Below are 15890 nucleotides of genomic sequence, written 5' to 3' on the forward strand. Positions count from 1 at the left end.
ATACTAGCCAGAGGAGCTTCATGAGCCAGCCGTCCCGTTTACCCCGTCTTCTTTTGACCGGCGCCGCAGGCGGCCTGGGCCAGGTATTGCGCGAAAGATTGCGCCCGTATGCCGAGGTGCTGCGGCTGTCCGACATCTCCACCGTGGCCCCGTCGCGTGGCCCCGATGAAGAGGTGGTGCCCTGCGATCTGGCCGACAAGGCTGCGGTGGACGCGCTGGTGGCTGGCTGCGACGCCATCGTGCACCTGGGCGGGGTATCGGTCGAGAGGCCCTTCGAGCAGATCCTGGAAGCCAACATCAAGGGCGTCTTCCACATCTACGAAGGTGCGCGTCGCCACGGCGTGCGCCGCGTGGTGTTCGCCAGCTCCAACCATGTGACGGGCTTTTACCGCCAGGACGAACGCATCGACGCCAACGCCCGCCGCCGGCCCGATGGATATTACGGCCTGTCCAAGTCGTTCGGCGAAGACATGGCGAGCTTCTATTTCGACCGCTACGGCATCGAGACGGTGAGCCTGCGCATCGGCTCCTCGTTCCCTGCGCCGCGCGACCGCCGCATGATGAGTTCCTGGCTGAGCTACGACGACCTCACCCAGCTCGTCGAAAAGGCCCTGTTCACCCCGGACGTGGGCCACACCGTGGTGTATGGCGCCTCTGCCAACCGCGATCTGTGGTGGGACAACCATGCGGCAGCGCACCTGGGCTTCACGCCCAAGGACAGCTCCGAACCCTTCCGTGCCCAGGTCGAGGCCCAGCCCGCACCCGCGCCGACCGATCCGGCCGCCATCTACCAGGGCGGGGCCTTCACGGCCCAGGGCCCGTTCGAAGGATGACCGCCGTGAACGCCAGCGCGGAACTGGTACTGGATGCGCGTTGCGCGACGGGCGAGAGCCCGGTGTGGCGCGCGGCCGAGCAGGCGCTGTACTGGGCCGACATTCCCCAGGGCGTGCTGCACCGCTGGTCCGCGCAGACCGGCGAGCAGGCGCAGTGGAAGGCGCCGGAGATGGTCGCCTGCATCGCTCCTTGGGGCGGGCAGCCCGGCCGATGGCTTGCCGGTTTGGAAAGCGGCTGGTTCCAGCTCGACCTGCCGCAGGGCGGTGCCGCATCCGGCCCGCTGCAGGCGCAGCGCCTGGCCACGGCCGACCACGCCCGAGCGGGCATGCGCTTCAACGACGGCCGCTGTGACCGCCAGGGACGGTTCATCGCCGGCACCATGCTGCAGGACATGGGCGCCGCCGCCCGCGTGGGCAAGGTGTACCGGTTCGGTGCGCAGGAGATGGCGGCCGGCGCGGGCACCGACCTGGCGCTGGGCGATTTGATCGTGCCCAACGGCATCGCTTTCAGCCCCGATGGGCGCACGATGTACCTGTCCGATTCGCACCCCCAGGTGCAGGCGATCTGGGCCTTCGACTACGACACCGAGACCGGCACCCCGAGCCGCCGGCGCCTGTTCGCCGACATGAATCCGCTGCCGGGGCGCCCCGATGGCGCGGCGATCGATGTGGACGGTGGCTACTGGATCTGCGGCAACGACGCGGGCCTGGTGCACCGCTTCACGCCCGATGGCCGGCTCGACCGGTCCCTGGCCGTGCCGGTGAAAAAGCCCGCCATGTGCGCCTTCGGCGGCCCGCAGCTCGACACGCTGTATGTCACCTCCATCCGCCCCGCGGGCGTGGACCTGTCGGACCAGCCGTTGGCCGGCGGTGTCTTCGCATTGCGCCCGGGTACGCAGGGCGTCCCGGAGCCAGAATTCACCGCCCCTGTCTGAACGGGGCCTGGGTCCCTCTACCGATTTCTCCCCCAAAACGTATTTCCAACAGCAAAAGAGACGAGGCAGACAAATGAAATTCCTGAAGACCACCCTGGCCACCCTGGCCGCGCTCACACTGGGCTTCGGCGCCGCGCAGGCCACCGAGCTGCGCTCCGCGGACATCCACCCCGACGACTACCCGACCGTGACGGCGGTCAAGTTCATGGGCGAGCGCCTGAAAGCCCTGTCCGGCGGCAAGCACACCATCAAGGTGTTCAACAACGGCGCCCTGGGCAGCGAGAAGGACACCATCGAGCAGGCCAAGATCGGCGCGCTGCAGCTGGTGCGCATCAACATCGGCGCGATGAACAACATCTGCCCCGAGACCGTGGTGCCCACGATGCCGTTCCTGTTCCGCTCGGTCGAGCATCTGCACAAGGTGCTGGACGGCCCGATCGGCGAGGAAATCCTCAAGGCCTGCGAAAAGCAGGGCTTCGTGGGTCTGGCCTACTACGACAGCGGCGCCCGCTCGATGTTCACCGCCAAGAAGCCCGTGCGCAGCTTTGCCGACATGAAGGGCCTGAAAGTGCGCGTGCAGCAGTCCGACCTGTGGGTGTCGATGCTGGAGGCCATGGGCGCCAACGCCACCCCCATGCCCATGGGCGAGGTGTACACCGGCCTCAAGACCGGCCTGATCGACGCGGCCGAGAACAACTATCCCACGTACGAGAGCTCGCGTTCGTTCGAGGTGGCCAAGTACTACACCAAGACCGAGCACTCCATGGCCCCCGAGATGCTGCTGTTCTCCAAGCGCGCCTGGGACCGCCTGTCGCCCGAAGAGCAGGGCTGGATCCGCCAGGCCGCCAAGGAGTCGGTGCCCTACATGCGCAAGCAATGGGCCGAACGCGAGATCAAGTCGCTGGCGACGGTGAAGGCCGGCGGTGCCGAGATCATCGAAATCGACAAGGCCCCGTTCCAGGCCGCGATGAAGCCCGTGTACGACAAGTTCATCCCGGACGCCAAGCTCAAGGACCTGGTCAAGCGCGTTCAGGACACCCAGTAAGTCCCTTTCTGCCCACTTCTTGAAGTGGGCTTTTTTTGCTCTTAAATCAATAGCATGGTGCCCTAGTGAATATTGTGCTAGGGGCCTTTTTTACTCATAACAACATGTATACCCAAATTTGCCGCACGCTCGCCCGCGTCTGCATGTGGCTGGGCATCCTCGGCCTGGTCGCAGTGATCTGCGCCGTGAGCTGGCAGGTGTTCGGACGCTATGTGCTCAACAACACGCCCACCTGGGCGGAAAGCCTGGCCCTGCTGCTGGTGATCTACGTCACCATGTTCGGCGTGGCCGTGGGCGTGCGCGATGCCGGCCACATCGGGCTCGAATCGTTCCTGGTGCTGGCGCCCGACTGGCTGCGCCTGAAGATGGAATACCTCATCCACGCACTGGTGCTGGTGTTCGGCGCCGTGATGGCCTACAGCTGCGCGTCGCTCGCGCAGTCGGTGTGGGACTACCGGCTGCCCACGCTGTGGATCTCCGAAGGTTGGAAATACGTGCCGGCCGCGATCGCCGGCGTCCTGATCGTGATGTTCTCGATCGAACACATCATCGCGCTGGCCCAGGGCCGCGAAGTCGAACCTGCCTGGGGCTGAGAAAAACCATGACCGTGCCACTTTTGATCCTGAGCGTGTCGTTCACGCTGTTCCTGCTGCTGGGCGTGCCCGTGGCGTTTTCCATCGGCCTGTCGGCCCTGGCCACCCTGCTGTACGAAGGCCTGCCCCTGGAGGTCGGCTTCCAGCAGATGACCTCGGGCATGGGCATCTTCTCGTTCCTGGCGATTCCGTTCTTCATCTTCGCGGGTGAGCTGATGCTGTACGGCGGCATCGCCGACCGCATCGTCAACTTCGCGCGCAACCTGGTGGGCCACGTGCGCGGCGGGCTGGGCATGTCCAACGTGGTGGCCTGCACGCTGTTCGGCGGCGTCTCGGGCTCGCCGGTGGCGGACGTGTCGGCCATGGGCGCCGTGATGATCCCGATGATGAAGAAGGAGGGCTACCACGCCGACTACGCCGTCAACGTGACGACGCACGCGGCGCTGGTGGGGGCGCTCATGCCCACCAGCCACAACCTCATCATCTATTCGCTGGCGGCCGGCGGCAAGGTGTCCATCGCGGCGCTGATCCTCGCGGCGCTGATTCCCGCGCTGGTGCTCACCATCAGCAACCTGGCCGCGGCCTACCTCGTGGCTGTCAAGCGCGGCTACCCCGCGGGCACGTTCCCGGGCTGGCAGATCGTCGGGCGTTCGTTCGCCGCCGCGCTGCCGGGGCTGTTCATCGTCGTGCTGATCCTGGGGGGCATTCTTTCGGGCATCTTCACCGCCACCGAATCGGCGGCCGTGGCCGTGCTGTATGCGCTGGGCCTGACCGTGTTCCTGTACCGCACGCTGAAGTGGGAGCACTTCATCAAGGCGGCCTCGAAGGCGGTGCGCACCACGGGCGTGATCCTGCTGCTGATCGGCATCTCCAGCACCTTCGGCTACCTCATCAGCCTGTACGGCGTGGCCGAACTCACGGGCCAGATGCTGTCGCAGGTGACCAGCACGCCGTGGGTGATCTTCCTGCTGATCAACATCATCCTGTTCGTGCTGGGCACGTTCCTGGACATGGCGGCCACCATCTTGCTGTGCACGCCGATCTTCCTGCCCATCGCCCAGCACTACGGCATGAGTTCGGTGCAGTTCGGCATCGTCATGCTGATCAACTGCGCGCTGGGCCTGAACACGCCGCCCGTGGGCACCACCCAGTTCGTGGGCTGCGCGATCGGCGGCGTGTCGGTGGGCACGGTGATGCGCACGATCTGGCCGTTCTACGGCGCGCTGATCTTCGCGCTGGCCCTCGTGACCTTCGTGCCGGCCTTCTCGACCTGGCTGCCCAGCATGTTCATGGTGGTCAAGTGACCCCGGAAAGAGAGCGATCCATGGCGATTTCTTCTTCCTTCCTGCGCGCGGTGGCGCTGGCCCCCGTGGCCGCCGCCGCGCTGATGGCGGCCAGCGGCGCGGCCTCGGCCGCCACCTGGGTCTATGTGTCGAACGCCGACAGCCAGGACGTGTCGGTGTACGAACTGGACCGCGCCGCCGGCAAACTCCAGCCGGTGGAGACCGTGCCCGTGGGCGGCCAGGCCATGCCCATGGCGGTCTCGCCCAACAAGCGCCAGCTGTACGTGGCGCTGCGCTCGCAGCCTTTCCGCGTGGTGACGCTGGCCATCGATCCGGCCAGCGGCCGCCTGAAGAAGCAGGGCGAGGCGGCCCTGGCGGACAGCATGGCCAACATCGACACCGATGCCACCGGCCGCTGGCTGTTCGCCGCGTCCTACCCGGGCCACAAGATCACCGTCAACAGCATCGACAAGGACGGGCTGGTGGGCGCGGTACAGCAGCTCATTCCCACGGCGCCCAACGCGCACGCCATCCATGCCGACGCGGCCAACCGCTACGTGTTCGCCACCAGCCTGGGCGGTGACCATCTGTCGAGCTGGCGCTTCGACGCCACCACCGGAAAGCTGAACGCCAACGAGCCGGCGCTGACCGCGGTGGCCCCGGAAAAGGCCGGCCCGCGCCACTTCGTCTGGGACAAGGCGCAGCGGTATATGTACGTGGTGGACGAGCTGGACGCGGCCCTGCACGTGATGGCGTACGACGCCGAGCGCGGCACGCTGCGCGAGGTGCAGCGCACCACCACCTTGCCGCCGGGCTTCACCGGCAAGCCCTGGGCGGCCGACCTGCACCTGTCGCCCGACGGGCGCACGCTGTATGCGTCCGAGCGCACGTCGAGCACGCTGTCCACCTTCCGTGTCGATGCGGCCACCGGGCAGCTCGAGCCGCTCGGCCAGGTGCCCACCGAGAAGTCGCCGCGCGGCTTTGCCGTCGATTCCTCGGGGCGCTTCCTGATCGCGGCGGGGCAGGACTCGCACAGCGTGTCGCTGCACCCCATCGATCCGGCCACCGGCGTGCCGGGCACGCCCACGCGCGTGGCGGCGGGCAAGAACCCCAACTGGGTCGAGATCGTCGATCTGCCTTGAGGCATTGACGCCTCGGTGCGTGGGCACGCATGCGCCTGCCCGCCCGCGCGGCCTCGGGGCATGTGGCCCGCCGCGCTTCCTGAAAACACGACCGGAGACAAAACCCATGCAAAGAGCGACACAAGACGCCGCCCCCCAGACCCCGCCATCGCGCCGCCGTTTCATGGCCGGCGCGCTAGCCGCCACGGCCACGGGCCTCGCGCAGGCCCAGGCGTTCGACTTCAAGCCGCAGCAGCGCTACCCCGATCCCTCGGTGCAGATCCTGGACCCGTCGTTCGCCAAGTACCGCCTGTTCAGCAGCAGCGTAGAGCAGATCGCCACGGGCTTTCGCTGGGTCGAAGGCCCGGTGTGGTTCGGCGATGGGCGCTACCTGCTGTTTTCCGACATCCCCAACAACCGCATCGTGCGCTGGGACGAGGCCACGGGGCAGACCGGCGTGTTCCGCCAGCCCTCCAACTTCTCCAACGGCCTGGGCCGTGACCGCCAGGGCCGGCTGCTGGCCTGCGAGCACCTGACCCGCCGCGTGACCCGCACCGAGTACGACGGCAGCATCACCGTGCTGGCCGACCGCTTCGAGGGCAAGCGCCTGAACTCGCCCAACGACATCGTCTGCCCGAGCGACGGCTCGGTCTGGTTCACCGACCCGCCGTTCGGCATCGGCGGCCACTGGGAGGGCGACAAGGCCGTCTCCGAGCTCCCGCATGCCCTGTACCGCATCGATCCGTCCGGCCGGCTGGACCGCGTGCTGGAGGCGCGCTTTCCCAACGGGCTGGCGTTCACGCCGGACGAAAAGCAGCTCTACCTGGTGGCGCGCACGGCCGACAACCGCCGCCAGATCCTGCGCTACGACGTCACCGCCCGCCAGGGGCTGGCCAACCCGACCGTGCTGATCGAGGGCGGGGCGGGCGCGCTGGACGGATTCAAGGTCGATGAAGACGGCAACCTGTGGTGCGGCTGGGGCAGCACGGGCGCAGCCGACTCGGTCGCCGCGGACCTGGACGGCGTGATGGTGTTCAACCCGTCCGGCAAGGCCATCGGCCATATCCGCCTGCCCGAGCGCTGCCCAAACCTCGTGTTCGGAGGCCCCAAGAAAAACCGCCTCTTCATGGCCAGCAGCCACTCGATTTATTCGCTCTACGTGGAAACGCGCGGAGCGGTCTGATTTTCAAAACCAGGAGACAACGCACATGCAACGCAGAACCCTCATCGCCGCCGCCGTGGCGGCCACCGCAGGCAGCCTCATCGGACTGCCCGCCTTCGCGCAGGGCACCTGGCCCACCGGCAAGACCATCACCTACCTCGTGCCGTTCGCGGCCGGCGGCACCACCGACACGCTGGGACGGCTGATCAGCCAGCAGCTCGGCACCGCCCTGGGCACCACCGTGGTGGTGGACAACAAGGGCGGGGCGGGCGGCAGCGTCGGCTCGGAAATCGCGGCCCGCGCGGCACCGGACGGCTACACGCTGCTGGGCGGCACCATCAGCTCGCACGCCATCAACGTGAGCCTGTACCCGAAGCTGGGCTACGACCCGGTGAAGTCATTCGCGCCCGTCACGCTCATCGGCACCAATCCCGTGGTGCTGGTGGTGGCGGCCAGCAGCCCCTACAAAACGCTGAAGGACGTGCTGGACGCGGCCCGCGGCAAGTCGGGCGGCCTGTCGTCGGCCTCCGCTGGCACCGGCACCTCGCAGCATCTGGCGCTGGAGCTGCTGGCCTACAAGTCGGGCGTGAAGTTCACCCACGTACCGTACAAGGGCAGCGGCCCGGCCATCCAGGACGTGATCGGCGGGCAGGTGGACATGATGTTCGACACCACCGTCGTGGCCGCGCCGCACATCCAGAGCGGCAAGCTGCGCGCCATTGCCGTCACCTCGGCCAAGCGCCTGGGCTCGATGCCTGATGTACCCACCGTGGCCGAATCCGGCTTGAAGGGCCTGGCCGACTTCGAGGTGCAGTCGTGGCAGGCCATCTTCGTGCCCGCCGGCACGCCCGAGCCGGTCGTGACCCGCCTGCACACCGAGATCCGCAAGATCCTCGCGCAGCCGGACATGCAGACCCGCCTCAAGAGCTTCGGCATGGAGCCGGCTGACATGACGACCGCGCAGATCGCCACCTTCCAGAAGGCTGAAGTTGCCAAGTGGGCGCAGGTGATCAAGGCCGCCAACATCAAGGTGGACTGACACCGCGCGGTGGCGTGACCCGGCCCGGTGCCCTGGCGCCCGGGCCCGCTGCATGCTGGGGAGGGGATTGGAGACCTGTCTGGAACGTTCGCGCCCATGGCTGACAGGGGCGGTGGTGCCAGCGCGGCACACTGACCCGCATCGCGGCGCATCCGCCGCGATCGGCACCCCAACAGCAAAGAAGGCAGGTTCTCCCATGCACGCGCGACGCTCCCATCTCCCCCCGTTTTCAACCGCCCGCTGGCCTGTCGCCGTCCTGGGCTGCGCGCTGGCCGGGGCCCTGGCCGGCTGCGGCGATACGGCACGGCTGCCGCCCGAGGCCGGCGTGGGCCCGTCGCCCACGCTGCCCGAACCCCACAAGACCCTGATCCCCACCGTTCACATCGCACCCGCCAAGGGGTGGCCCGATGGCATGCAGCCCACGCCCATGGCGGGCATGAAGGTCACCGCGCTGGCCAAGGGGCTGGACCATCCGCGCTGGGTGTACGTGCTGCCCAACGGCGACGTGCTGGTTGCGGAAAGCAACACGCCGGCCAAGCCCAAGGAAGACCAGGGGCTGGTGAAGAACGTGCGCAACTGGGTCATGGGCAAGGTCATGGGTCGCGCGGGCTCGGGCGCGCCGTCGGCCGACCGCATCACCTTGCTGCGCGACACCGACGGCGACGGCGTTGCGGAAACGCGCAGCGTGTTCTTGCAGGGCCTGCACTCCCCGTTTGGCATGGCGCTGGTGGGGGGCGATTTCTACGTCGCCAACACCGATGCGGTGGTGCGCTTTCCCTACGCGACGGGCCAGACCACCATCACCGCGCCCGCCACCAAGGTGGTGGACCTGCCCGGCCTGCCGTTCAACCACCACTGGACCAAGAACCTCATCGCCAGCCCCGACGGCCGCAAGCTCTATGTGACCGTGGGCTCCAACAGCAACGTGGCCGAGAACGGCATCGAGGCCGAGCAAGGCCGCGCCGCCATCTGGGAGGTGGACCGCGCCAGCGGCACCCACCGCATCTTCGCCAGCGGCCTGCGCAATCCGAACGGCCTGGGCTGGGCCCCCGGCAGCGGCGCGCTGTGGACGGTGGTGAACGAACGCGACGAGATCGGCAGCGACCTCGTGCCCGACTACCTCACCTCGGTGAAGGAGGGCGCGTTCTACGGCTGGCCCTACAGCTACTACGGCCAGCATGTGGATGTGCGGGTGAAGCCACCCCAGCCGGACCAGGTCGCCAAGGCCATCGCACCCGACTATGCGCTGGGCAGCCACGTGGCGCCCCTGGGGCTGGCCTTCTCGGGCCCGCCATCGGCCGGCAACGGGTTGCCGCAGCAACTGGCCCAGGGGGCGTTTGTGGGCCTGCACGGCTCGTGGAACCGCAAGCCGCGCAGTGGCTACAAGGTGGTCTTCGTGCCCTTCGAAAACGGCCAGCCCAAGGGCCAGCCGATCGACGTGCTGACCGGGTTCCTCAGCCCCGAAGGCGATGCCTATGGCCGTCCCGTCGGCGTGGCGCTGGATGCGCGCGGCGGGCTGCTGGTGGCCGATGACGTGGGCAACGCCATCTGGCGGGTTGCGGGCACGCCCCGATAGGGGATCGGTAGAGGCCGGTCAGCGCCAGATGGCCTGAATCGGCACCTCGGCGGGCATCATGTTGATGTACTGCACCAGTCGGGGCCGCGCGCCGCGGTTGGGGCTGGCGCCATGGGGCAGGGCCTGTTGCCAGATCACCAGATCGCCAGCCCCCGCGCCGATGGGCCGGGCGCCCAACGCCTGGAAATCCTGCCTGCGCGGATCGGCGTCCGGCGGCAGTCCGGCCAGCCACCCTTCCACCTGGCGGTGAAAGCCCGGCACCACGGTGAGCGCACCCTGTTCGGGCGGCGTGTCCGTGAGGTACAGGATGCCCTGGGTGCAGAAGGGGATGGGCGGCTCCAGGCTCACGTCCCAGTGCAGCCCCTGCGCCTGGTAAGGGTGGCCGGGGCGCTCCGGCACATTGAAACCGCAGCGGTCCGTGCTGCGCCACAGGTCGGCGGTGCCCCACAGCTGCGCGAACGCCTTGTGGATGCGCAGCGCCCGGCGGTTCGCGTCGAACGCGGGGTGCTGGAACAGCTGCACCATGATGTTGCGCGGGGCGTTGCGGTACCACGACTCGACATCGTCCGGCGTGGCGCCCACCGCCTCCCACACCACTTGCGCGGCGGCGGCGCTGTCGTCGGGCGCCACGGCCTGCCGCACGATCACGTAGCCGTGCTCGTCCCAGTGCGCCAGGTCGTCGGCATCCAGCACGGGCGGCATGGCGTCTATCCGGGCGTGCAGCCGGGCCACGGCGTCGGGCACGGGCCCGCCGTCCACCAGCGCCTGGATGCGGGCGATGGTGGCGGCATCGGGCGCCCCGGCGGTGCGCACGATCCAGTCCTCGAAGTCCGCGAACTCCGGCGCATGCCACAGCACGTGCTGCATGGTCTGCTCCAGGCCCAGGCCCAGTGCCGCGAGCACGATCTGCGTTCGATGGGATTCCGCGTTCTCGCCCGTGGGCAGGCCTTGGCGCGCCGCCATCCAGCGGGACCAGCAGCGCTTGAGGTAGGGCACCTGCAAGGCGCCGCGCTCGCCGGGCGGGCAAAGGGGATCGGCTCGGTTCAATGATGGGTTGGTCATGCTTTCAGTTCCGTGTGAGCGCGACACCGCCTGCCAGGCGCTCCGCGACCGATCGGCGCATCGCGGGTGGCGCGTCGGCGATGCGCTCGGGCCACGTCTGCTGGGCCAGGCGCACCGAGTCGCGCAGCAGCGCGAGATGGCGCGGCGCCCGCAGCAGGCCGGCGGCCTTGATCAGTCCTTCCATGTCGTCCCATGAAAAGGCGCGCAGGGTTTTGTCGATGGCCCGGTTCACCGCGTACTGGCTTTCGGGCACGCCCTCGAAGAACGCGGCGACGCACACCGGGTCGTACAGCGGCGACAACTGCGGTGCGCGCCCGTCGGGATAGACCAGCGCCCAGTTCTTGAGGTGCGCATCGGTGTTGCCCATGAGGATGAAGGCGACCATGCGGGCGAGGAACTCGCGGGTGTCGTGCACGGGCTGGTGGCTCAGGCGGTCCAGCACGCGCAGCATGGTGGCGTAGTCCTGCAGGATGCCCTTGCCGTACTTTTGCCGCGGCGTGTAGCCCAGCACCTGGTTGAACTCTTCCATGTGCACCCGCTGGCCGCCGGGCAGGTGGTCGAACCGCTGCACGGCCAGGATCTCGTCGAAGGGCACGGCGTCGGGCAGATCGGCCTCGGCGCGGGTGATGACATCCGCCTGGGCGCAGTCCAGCCCGAGCGCCCCGCACAGCTGGTAGCCGGCGTATTCGTTGGCCACCAGGTCGGGGTGGGCGGTGGTGGGCAGCTTCAGGATCACGCTGCCGGCCGCGCCCTTGCGGTGCACGGTGTAGCGCCGCCCCTCCTGCACCGCGCTGAACTTGGTGACCACGCCGGGCAGCGAGGCCGCGTCCTCCACGGGGTATTCGACGAAGCCCGGCTCCAGCACGTCCAGGCCCTGGGTGGTGTGCCAGTGGCGAACCACGTCGGGCACGCCGTCCTGTGCGGGCACGGGCTCCACCTCCAGTGCGCCCATCAGGTCGTGGCCCGCGGCGGCCAGCAGCTCGAACTCGTCGTCGGGCGTGCAGCCGCGTTCGCGGGCGAGGCGCTCGCGGTTGTGGCCTTCGGGCAGCAGGTTCTGGAAGTACACCGGCCAGCGGCCATCGGTGCGCACCAGCCGGGCGTCGCGCGCCGAAGCCAGGATCTGCTGCGTGGCGGCCTCGGTCTCGCCCTGAAAGCTGAGCGACAGGGTGGGGCGGCCGGGGTCGTTGATGTAGCTGGCATCGAACGATACGCGCAGGATGTCGCCGTACTGCGAGAGGTAGCCGATCGCCATGCGGCCGGCGCCCTGGCCGACCGGGCGGTGCAGGTACAGGCGCAGGTAGCGGATGGAGGTGCTCATGGCGGGTCAGCCGGCCGCGCTCAGCCTTCTTTGCGCAGGCTGTCGATCACCGAAGGCGGGGCATCCACGCCCTGGGGCTGTCCCAGGAATTTGCCGCCCGACTGGATGAAGGCCTGCAGGCTCGGCCGGAGGCTACTGGGCACGGCGATGATGTCCATTCCCAGCACGCGGGCCATTTCCGTCAGGGTGGAATAGCGGGGATCGAGGTCGCCCCCTTCGGTGCGCTGCACCGTCATCCGCGAGAGGCCGGCCCGTTCGGCCAGCTCGGCCTGAGTGAGCTGGCTGGCCTTGCGGGCCACGGTCAGGCTGTGGATCAGATCGTTGGTCATGATCCTGTTTATACTCTTTTTTGGCTAAAAGAGTACTCTAAGTTTCACCTTCTGGTCGTTTGGGTGAATCAGACCGAGGCTGTCGCCATGGGACCGCTCCCTGTACCGGGCTGCCCTCGGGGCCGCCGACTCAGGCGAACGTGTTGACCTGGGTGCCCAGCGCGCCGGAGGTGGCCAGTGCCGGTTGGGGCATCGATTGCTTCATCGACTCGATCAGCAAGGTGGAGGAGGCCTCCTGCGTGTCCAGCGCCTTCTTCAACACCCGGATGTTCAGGGCATCGGAATTCTTCTGGCTGGCCATGGCCGTTGCGGTGTTGACGACCGATTGGGAAAGCGCGACATCCATGGGGTGCTCCTGTTGGGGCCTCGGGGCGAGGCGAAGGCAAAGACCCCTCCCTTTTCGGCAACCCCGTCCGGAACTGAAGCCCGGGCGGAGGCGGAATATTCAATCGAGCGCGCTGGCCCCATAGGCGGAGCAGGCCGACAGGTCCGAAGCGCTGCCGCTGGGCAGGTGCGAAGCCGCATCGCGCAGCGCGGTGCGCAGGCCTTCCTCCAGGACCGGGTGGTAGAACGGCATGCGCAGCAGGTCCTGCACCGTGAGCGACCGGTCGATGGCCAGTGCCAGCAGATGCGCCAGGTGCTCTCCGCTGGGGGCGCACAGCTCCGAGCCCAGGATGCGGCCGCTTTCGCGCTCCGCATACACGTTCAGGCGGCCCTGGTTGTGCTGCGCCGCGCGTGCGCGGCCCTGGCGGGAGAAATCCACCGAGCCCGTCACGAACTCGCCCTCTTTCAGGTCCTTCCAGGCCTGGCCGATCACCGCCGCGTTGGGCTGGGTGAACACGATGGACAGCGGCGTGCGTCGGCGAAAGCACTGCGGCTCGGGTGCCATGGCGTTCAGGGCGGCTATGTGGCCCTCGTCGGAGGCCTCGTGCAGCAGCGGCCGGCGGTCGTCGGCATCGCCGGCCATGAACACGGGCAGGTCCGCGATCTGCATGGTGCGCGCATCCACGGGCGGCTTGCCGTGCGGGTCCAGGGGGATGCCCAGGGTATCGAGGCCGAGGTGTTCGATGTTCGGCCGCCGACCCATGGCCGCCAGCACCTGGTCCACCACCACCGTGGTGCTGCCGTTGCTGACCTCGATCCCGCCCGGCACTTCGCGCAAGCGGGCCTCCTCGCCCACGCTGACCACGAATTCGTCTTTCAGCACGGCCTTGAGTGCGCCGAGGATGTCGGGGTCGGACAGCCCGGCCAGCGACGGCCCGGTCGAAAACGCCGCCACCTCCACGCCCAGCCGCGACAGGGCCTGCGCCAGTTCCGCGCCCAGCGGCCCCAGCCCGATGACCGCCATGCGCGGCCCCAGGGTGGGCTGCTCGAAGAGGGTGTCGGTGGTCAGGATGCGGTCGCCGAACGCGAGCCATTCCTCGGGAATGATGGGGCGCGAGCCAGTGGCGATGATGACGCTGCGGGCGTGGTAAGTCTGCCCGCCCACTTCCACCGTGCCCGGGCCGCGCAGCCGCGCGTGGCCCGAAATGCCCTGGTCGCCGACCGCCGATGCCTTCTCGGTGCCCGCCACGAACTCGTCGCGCAGGGCACGCACGCGCTCCAGCACGGCAGGCATGTCGACGGAGAGGCCGTCCCCGCCGCGCAGGCCGAAGGTGTCGAAGGCGTGTCGCCGGTGGTAGGCGTTGGCCGCTTCGATCAGCATCTTGGAGGGCATGCAGCCCACCCGCGCGCAGGTGGTCCCCCAGGGGCCATCGTTGACGATCCGCAAGCGGTCGGTGCGTTTGCGAACCTCGCGCAACGCGGCAAGGCCTGCCGATCCCGCGCCGATGATGATGGCGTCCAGGGGTGGGCTCATGGGTCGATCTCCTCAGGGGTGGCGAATGGCTGAGTGTCCCCGGGCCGCAGGGCGGGGCCTGTAGGTGCAGGGCACTTTCGGCGCGGGCGATGGCGGCGCTACGGCGCGATCCAGCCGATGCGGCCCTGGCAGGCGTCGTTCAGCCGCTGGACGAACGCCGCCTCCTGCGGCTGAGGCAGCTGGAGGCGCACGGCCACCAGCGAGCCGTGGGCCACCTCGCCCAGCGTGGCGCCGACCGCCTCGACCTCGCGGCGCACCAGGCCCTCCAGGGCATAGGGCACCTCGCACTGCAGCGCCACCATGCGCTGCAGCGGCACCTTCTCGGCCGGCAGCAGCGCCTGCGCGATGGTGTCGGTGTAGGCCCGCACCAGCCCGCCCGCACCCAGTTTGACGCCGCCGAAATAGCGCACCACGGTGGCCAGCACGCCTTCGAGGTCCTGGTGACGCAGCACCTCCAGCATCGGCCGGCCCGCGGTGCCGCCGGGTTCGCCATCGTCCACCGCGGCCGACTGGCCGCCCGCCAGCAGCGCCCAGCAGACGTGCGCGGCACCGGGGTGCTGCTGCCGCAGCGCATCGACGGTGGCCTGGGCCGACGCGCGGTCCGCCATGGGCTGCACGCAGCCGATGAACCGGCTTTTCTTGATGACCAGTTCGCTGTGGGTGGGGGTTCGCACGGTGTAGGGCATGGGCGGCGGAGCTTAACTGCACGCCGGCTCCATGGATGGCGTTCGGCACAAGGCTTGATGCACCTCAAGGCGCTGTAGGGGCGTCGTGCGTACGCTCCCTGCATCGCGCTGTTGCGTCGCCCGGCTGCATGGAGCAGCCCGGCAACGCCAGGCGCAAGCACCTGTTTTATGAAGAAGGAAGACCTCATGGCAAACCACTGGAAATTCGCTGCGCTGGCCCTGGTATTGGCGGCTGGCCCCACCTGGGCCGCCGACTGCACGGCCGAGATCGAAGGCAACGATGCGATGCAGTTCAACAAGGCGACCCTCGCGGTGCCGCAAAGCTGCAAGCAATTCACCGTCAAGCTCAAGCACGTGGGCAAGCTTCCCAAGACCGCCATGGGCCACAACTGGGTGCTGAGCAAGGCCGCCGACCTGCAGGCGGTGGCCACGGACGGCATCGCTGCCGGGGCCGCCAAGAACTACGTGAAGGACGCGGACGCCCGGGTGATCGCGCACACCAAGATCGTGGGCGGCGGCGAGAGCGATTCGGTGACGTTCTCCACCCAGGCGCTCAAGGCCGGCGAGTCCTATGCCTATTTCTGCTCCTTTCCCGGCCATTCCGCGCTGATGAAGGGCACGCTGACCCTGGCGAAATAACCTTCCGCCACCCGGTGCTGTCGCCGGTTGCATACAGAGGGGGCCCTTTTCAGCGGCCCCTTTTTCGTTGACACGAAACAGTCACCCCGCCGCCATACGCTGGCGGCAACCCCGCATGAAAAGGACCCGCCATGCTTGCCGCTGCGCTGACCCACGTGATGAACGCCATGGTGTTTCCCGCTGCCCTGGCCGGCGCCAACGGGCCGGGCCGCGTGGAGGAGGGCGCTTTGGCCGCTATTCCTACCGCCTGGACCGCCAGGGCCACCGAACTGCACTCGCCCTACGGCGAGCCGCCCGCACCGGATCTGGACCAGCGGGTGCGTGCCTCCGGCGAATGGTGACGGGCCGATCGGGGCCCTCCACGCCGCGCACCGAGGCCGCCGCCAGGCCGCTCGCCACCCGCAGCTAACC

General features: G+C 68.6%; 17 protein-coding genes. 11 read left to right on the forward strand and 6 right to left on the reverse strand.

The window, feature by feature from the left end:
• The first annotated feature begins 20 nt into the window (after window positions 1–20).
• From AVTE2539_RS18805 to AVTE2539_RS18845, 9 genes are all read left to right on the forward strand, one after another.
• Entirely contained in the window at window positions 21–833 is an 813-nt protein-coding gene (locus tag AVTE2539_RS18805) for an NAD-dependent epimerase/dehydratase family protein (RefSeq protein ID WP_284412947.1), read from the forward strand.
• A 5-nt stretch (window positions 834–838) separates the two neighbouring features.
• On the forward strand, window positions 839–1768 hold the full coding sequence (locus AVTE2539_RS18810; protein ID WP_502868944.1) for an SMP-30/gluconolactonase/LRE family protein: 930 nt from the start codon (window positions 839–841) through the stop codon (window positions 1766–1768).
• A gap of 73 nt (window positions 1769–1841) precedes the next feature.
• Window positions 1842–2813, forward strand: a complete 972-nt coding sequence (locus AVTE2539_RS18815) for a TRAP transporter substrate-binding protein (protein ID WP_284401250.1) — start codon at window positions 1842–1844, stop codon at window positions 2811–2813.
• Between the two features lie 104 nt (window positions 2814–2917).
• Window positions 2918–3406, forward strand: coding sequence for a TRAP transporter small permease (locus tag AVTE2539_RS18820; RefSeq protein WP_272569100.1), 489 nt, complete (start codon window positions 2918–2920; stop codon window positions 3404–3406).
• Window positions 3407–3414: 8 nt separating this feature from the next.
• The gene (locus tag AVTE2539_RS18825; RefSeq protein ID WP_272569102.1) at window positions 3415–4710 is read left to right on the forward strand and encodes a TRAP transporter large permease; all 1296 of its coding nucleotides are present in this window, start codon (window positions 3415–3417) and stop codon (window positions 4708–4710) included.
• Window positions 4711–4730: 20 nt separating this feature from the next.
• The gene (locus AVTE2539_RS18830) at window positions 4731–5831 is read left to right on the forward strand and encodes a lactonase family protein (protein WP_284412951.1); all 1101 of its coding nucleotides are present in this window, start codon (window positions 4731–4733) and stop codon (window positions 5829–5831) included.
• Between the two features lie 106 nt (window positions 5832–5937).
• Window positions 5938–6993, forward strand: coding sequence for an SMP-30/gluconolactonase/LRE family protein (locus AVTE2539_RS18835; RefSeq protein ID WP_502868945.1), 1056 nt, complete (start codon window positions 5938–5940; stop codon window positions 6991–6993).
• Window positions 6994–7018: 25 nt separating this feature from the next.
• Window positions 7019–8011 (forward strand): Bug family tripartite tricarboxylate transporter substrate binding protein, encoded by a 993-nt coding sequence (locus AVTE2539_RS18840; protein WP_284412953.1) that lies wholly within the window; start codon window positions 7019–7021, stop codon window positions 8009–8011.
• 196 nt (window positions 8012–8207) lie between these two features.
• Complete coding sequence (locus AVTE2539_RS18845; RefSeq protein ID WP_284412955.1) at window positions 8208–9587, forward strand: PQQ-dependent sugar dehydrogenase; 1380 nt, start codon at window positions 8208–8210, stop codon at window positions 9585–9587.
• Between the two features lie 18 nt (window positions 9588–9605).
• On the opposite strand, the gene AVTE2539_RS18850 is transcribed toward AVTE2539_RS18845, so the two are convergent.
• The 6 genes from AVTE2539_RS18850 to AVTE2539_RS18875 all read right to left on the reverse strand — a co-directional run bounded on the left by AVTE2539_RS18850 (window position 9606) and on the right by AVTE2539_RS18875 (window position 14840).
• Window positions 9606–10649, reverse strand: coding sequence for a phytanoyl-CoA dioxygenase family protein (locus tag AVTE2539_RS18850; protein WP_284412957.1), 1044 nt, complete (start codon window positions 10647–10649; stop codon window positions 9606–9608).
• A 4-nt stretch (window positions 10650–10653) separates the two neighbouring features.
• Window positions 10654–11967, reverse strand: a complete 1314-nt coding sequence (locus AVTE2539_RS18855) for a type II toxin-antitoxin system HipA family toxin (protein ID WP_284412959.1) — start codon at window positions 11965–11967, stop codon at window positions 10654–10656.
• 20 nt (window positions 11968–11987) lie between these two features.
• The gene (locus AVTE2539_RS18860; protein ID WP_284412961.1) at window positions 11988–12296 is read right to left on the reverse strand and encodes a helix-turn-helix domain-containing protein; all 309 of its coding nucleotides are present in this window, start codon (window positions 12294–12296) and stop codon (window positions 11988–11990) included.
• A gap of 130 nt (window positions 12297–12426) precedes the next feature.
• The gene (locus tag AVTE2539_RS18865; protein ID WP_284412963.1) at window positions 12427–12642 is read right to left on the reverse strand and encodes a YjfB family protein; all 216 of its coding nucleotides are present in this window, start codon (window positions 12640–12642) and stop codon (window positions 12427–12429) included.
• Between the two features lie 99 nt (window positions 12643–12741).
• Window positions 12742–14154: a dihydrolipoyl dehydrogenase gene (locus AVTE2539_RS18870; protein WP_284412965.1), complete on the reverse strand. Its 1413-nt coding sequence runs from the start codon at window positions 14152–14154 to the stop codon at window positions 12742–12744.
• A 98-nt stretch (window positions 14155–14252) separates the two neighbouring features.
• Entirely contained in the window at window positions 14253–14840 is a 588-nt protein-coding gene (locus tag AVTE2539_RS18875) for an IMPACT family protein (RefSeq protein ID WP_284412967.1), read from the reverse strand.
• A 186-nt stretch (window positions 14841–15026) separates the two neighbouring features.
• Between AVTE2539_RS18875 and azu the strand changes: the two genes are divergently transcribed.
• Together azu and AVTE2539_RS18885 are read left to right on the forward strand one after the other, a co-directional pair.
• The gene (azu, locus tag AVTE2539_RS18880; RefSeq protein WP_284412969.1) at window positions 15027–15479 is read left to right on the forward strand and encodes an azurin; all 453 of its coding nucleotides are present in this window, start codon (window positions 15027–15029) and stop codon (window positions 15477–15479) included.
• Between the two features lie 131 nt (window positions 15480–15610).
• Window positions 15611–15820, forward strand: coding sequence for a hypothetical protein (locus AVTE2539_RS18885; protein WP_284401284.1), 210 nt, complete (start codon window positions 15611–15613; stop codon window positions 15818–15820).
• Window positions 15821–15890: the final 70 nt, after the last annotated feature.

The organism is Acidovorax sp. SUPP2539 (assembly GCF_030158975.1).
In the GTDB taxonomy this organism is placed as follows: Bacteria; Pseudomonadota; Gammaproteobacteria; order Burkholderiales; family Burkholderiaceae_C; genus Paracidovorax.

Excerpts from the sequence above, each read along its gene's own strand:
- AVTE2539_RS18865 (WP_284412963.1), bottom strand. The coding sequence starts at position 12,642 with ATGGATGTCGCGCTTTCCCAATCGGTCGTCAACACCGCAACGGCCATG.
- AVTE2539_RS18875 (WP_284412967.1), bottom strand. The coding sequence starts at position 14,840 with ATGCCCTACACCGTGCGAACCCCCACCCACAGCGAACTGGTCATCAAG.
- AVTE2539_RS18850 (WP_284412957.1), bottom strand. The coding sequence starts at position 10,649 with ATGACCAACCCATCATTGAACCGAGCCGATCCCCTTTGCCCGCCCGGC.
- AVTE2539_RS18835 (WP_502868945.1), top strand. The coding sequence starts at position 5,938 with ATGCAAAGAGCGACACAAGACGCCGCCCCCCAGACCCCGCCATCGCGC.
- AVTE2539_RS18815 (WP_284401250.1), top strand. The coding sequence starts at position 1,842 with ATGAAATTCCTGAAGACCACCCTGGCCACCCTGGCCGCGCTCACACTG.
- AVTE2539_RS18885 (WP_284401284.1), top strand. The coding sequence starts at position 15,611 with ATGCTTGCCGCTGCGCTGACCCACGTGATGAACGCCATGGTGTTTCCC.
- AVTE2539_RS18805 (WP_284412947.1), top strand. The coding sequence starts at position 21 with ATGAGCCAGCCGTCCCGTTTACCCCGTCTTCTTTTGACCGGCGCCGCA.
- AVTE2539_RS18860 (WP_284412961.1), bottom strand. The coding sequence starts at position 12,296 with ATGACCAACGATCTGATCCACAGCCTGACCGTGGCCCGCAAGGCCAGC.
- AVTE2539_RS18830 (WP_284412951.1), top strand. The coding sequence starts at position 4,731 with ATGGCGATTTCTTCTTCCTTCCTGCGCGCGGTGGCGCTGGCCCCCGTG.
- AVTE2539_RS18855 (WP_284412959.1), bottom strand. The coding sequence starts at position 11,967 with ATGAGCACCTCCATCCGCTACCTGCGCCTGTACCTGCACCGCCCGGTC.
- azu (WP_284412969.1), top strand. The coding sequence starts at position 15,027 with ATGGCAAACCACTGGAAATTCGCTGCGCTGGCCCTGGTATTGGCGGCT.
- AVTE2539_RS18870 (WP_284412965.1), bottom strand. The coding sequence starts at position 14,154 with ATGAGCCCACCCCTGGACGCCATCATCATCGGCGCGGGATCGGCAGGC.
- AVTE2539_RS18820 (WP_272569100.1), top strand. The coding sequence starts at position 2,918 with ATGTATACCCAAATTTGCCGCACGCTCGCCCGCGTCTGCATGTGGCTG.
- AVTE2539_RS18845 (WP_284412955.1), top strand. The coding sequence starts at position 8,208 with ATGCACGCGCGACGCTCCCATCTCCCCCCGTTTTCAACCGCCCGCTGG.
- AVTE2539_RS18825 (WP_272569102.1), top strand. The coding sequence starts at position 3,415 with ATGACCGTGCCACTTTTGATCCTGAGCGTGTCGTTCACGCTGTTCCTG.
- AVTE2539_RS18840 (WP_284412953.1), top strand. The coding sequence starts at position 7,019 with ATGCAACGCAGAACCCTCATCGCCGCCGCCGTGGCGGCCACCGCAGGC.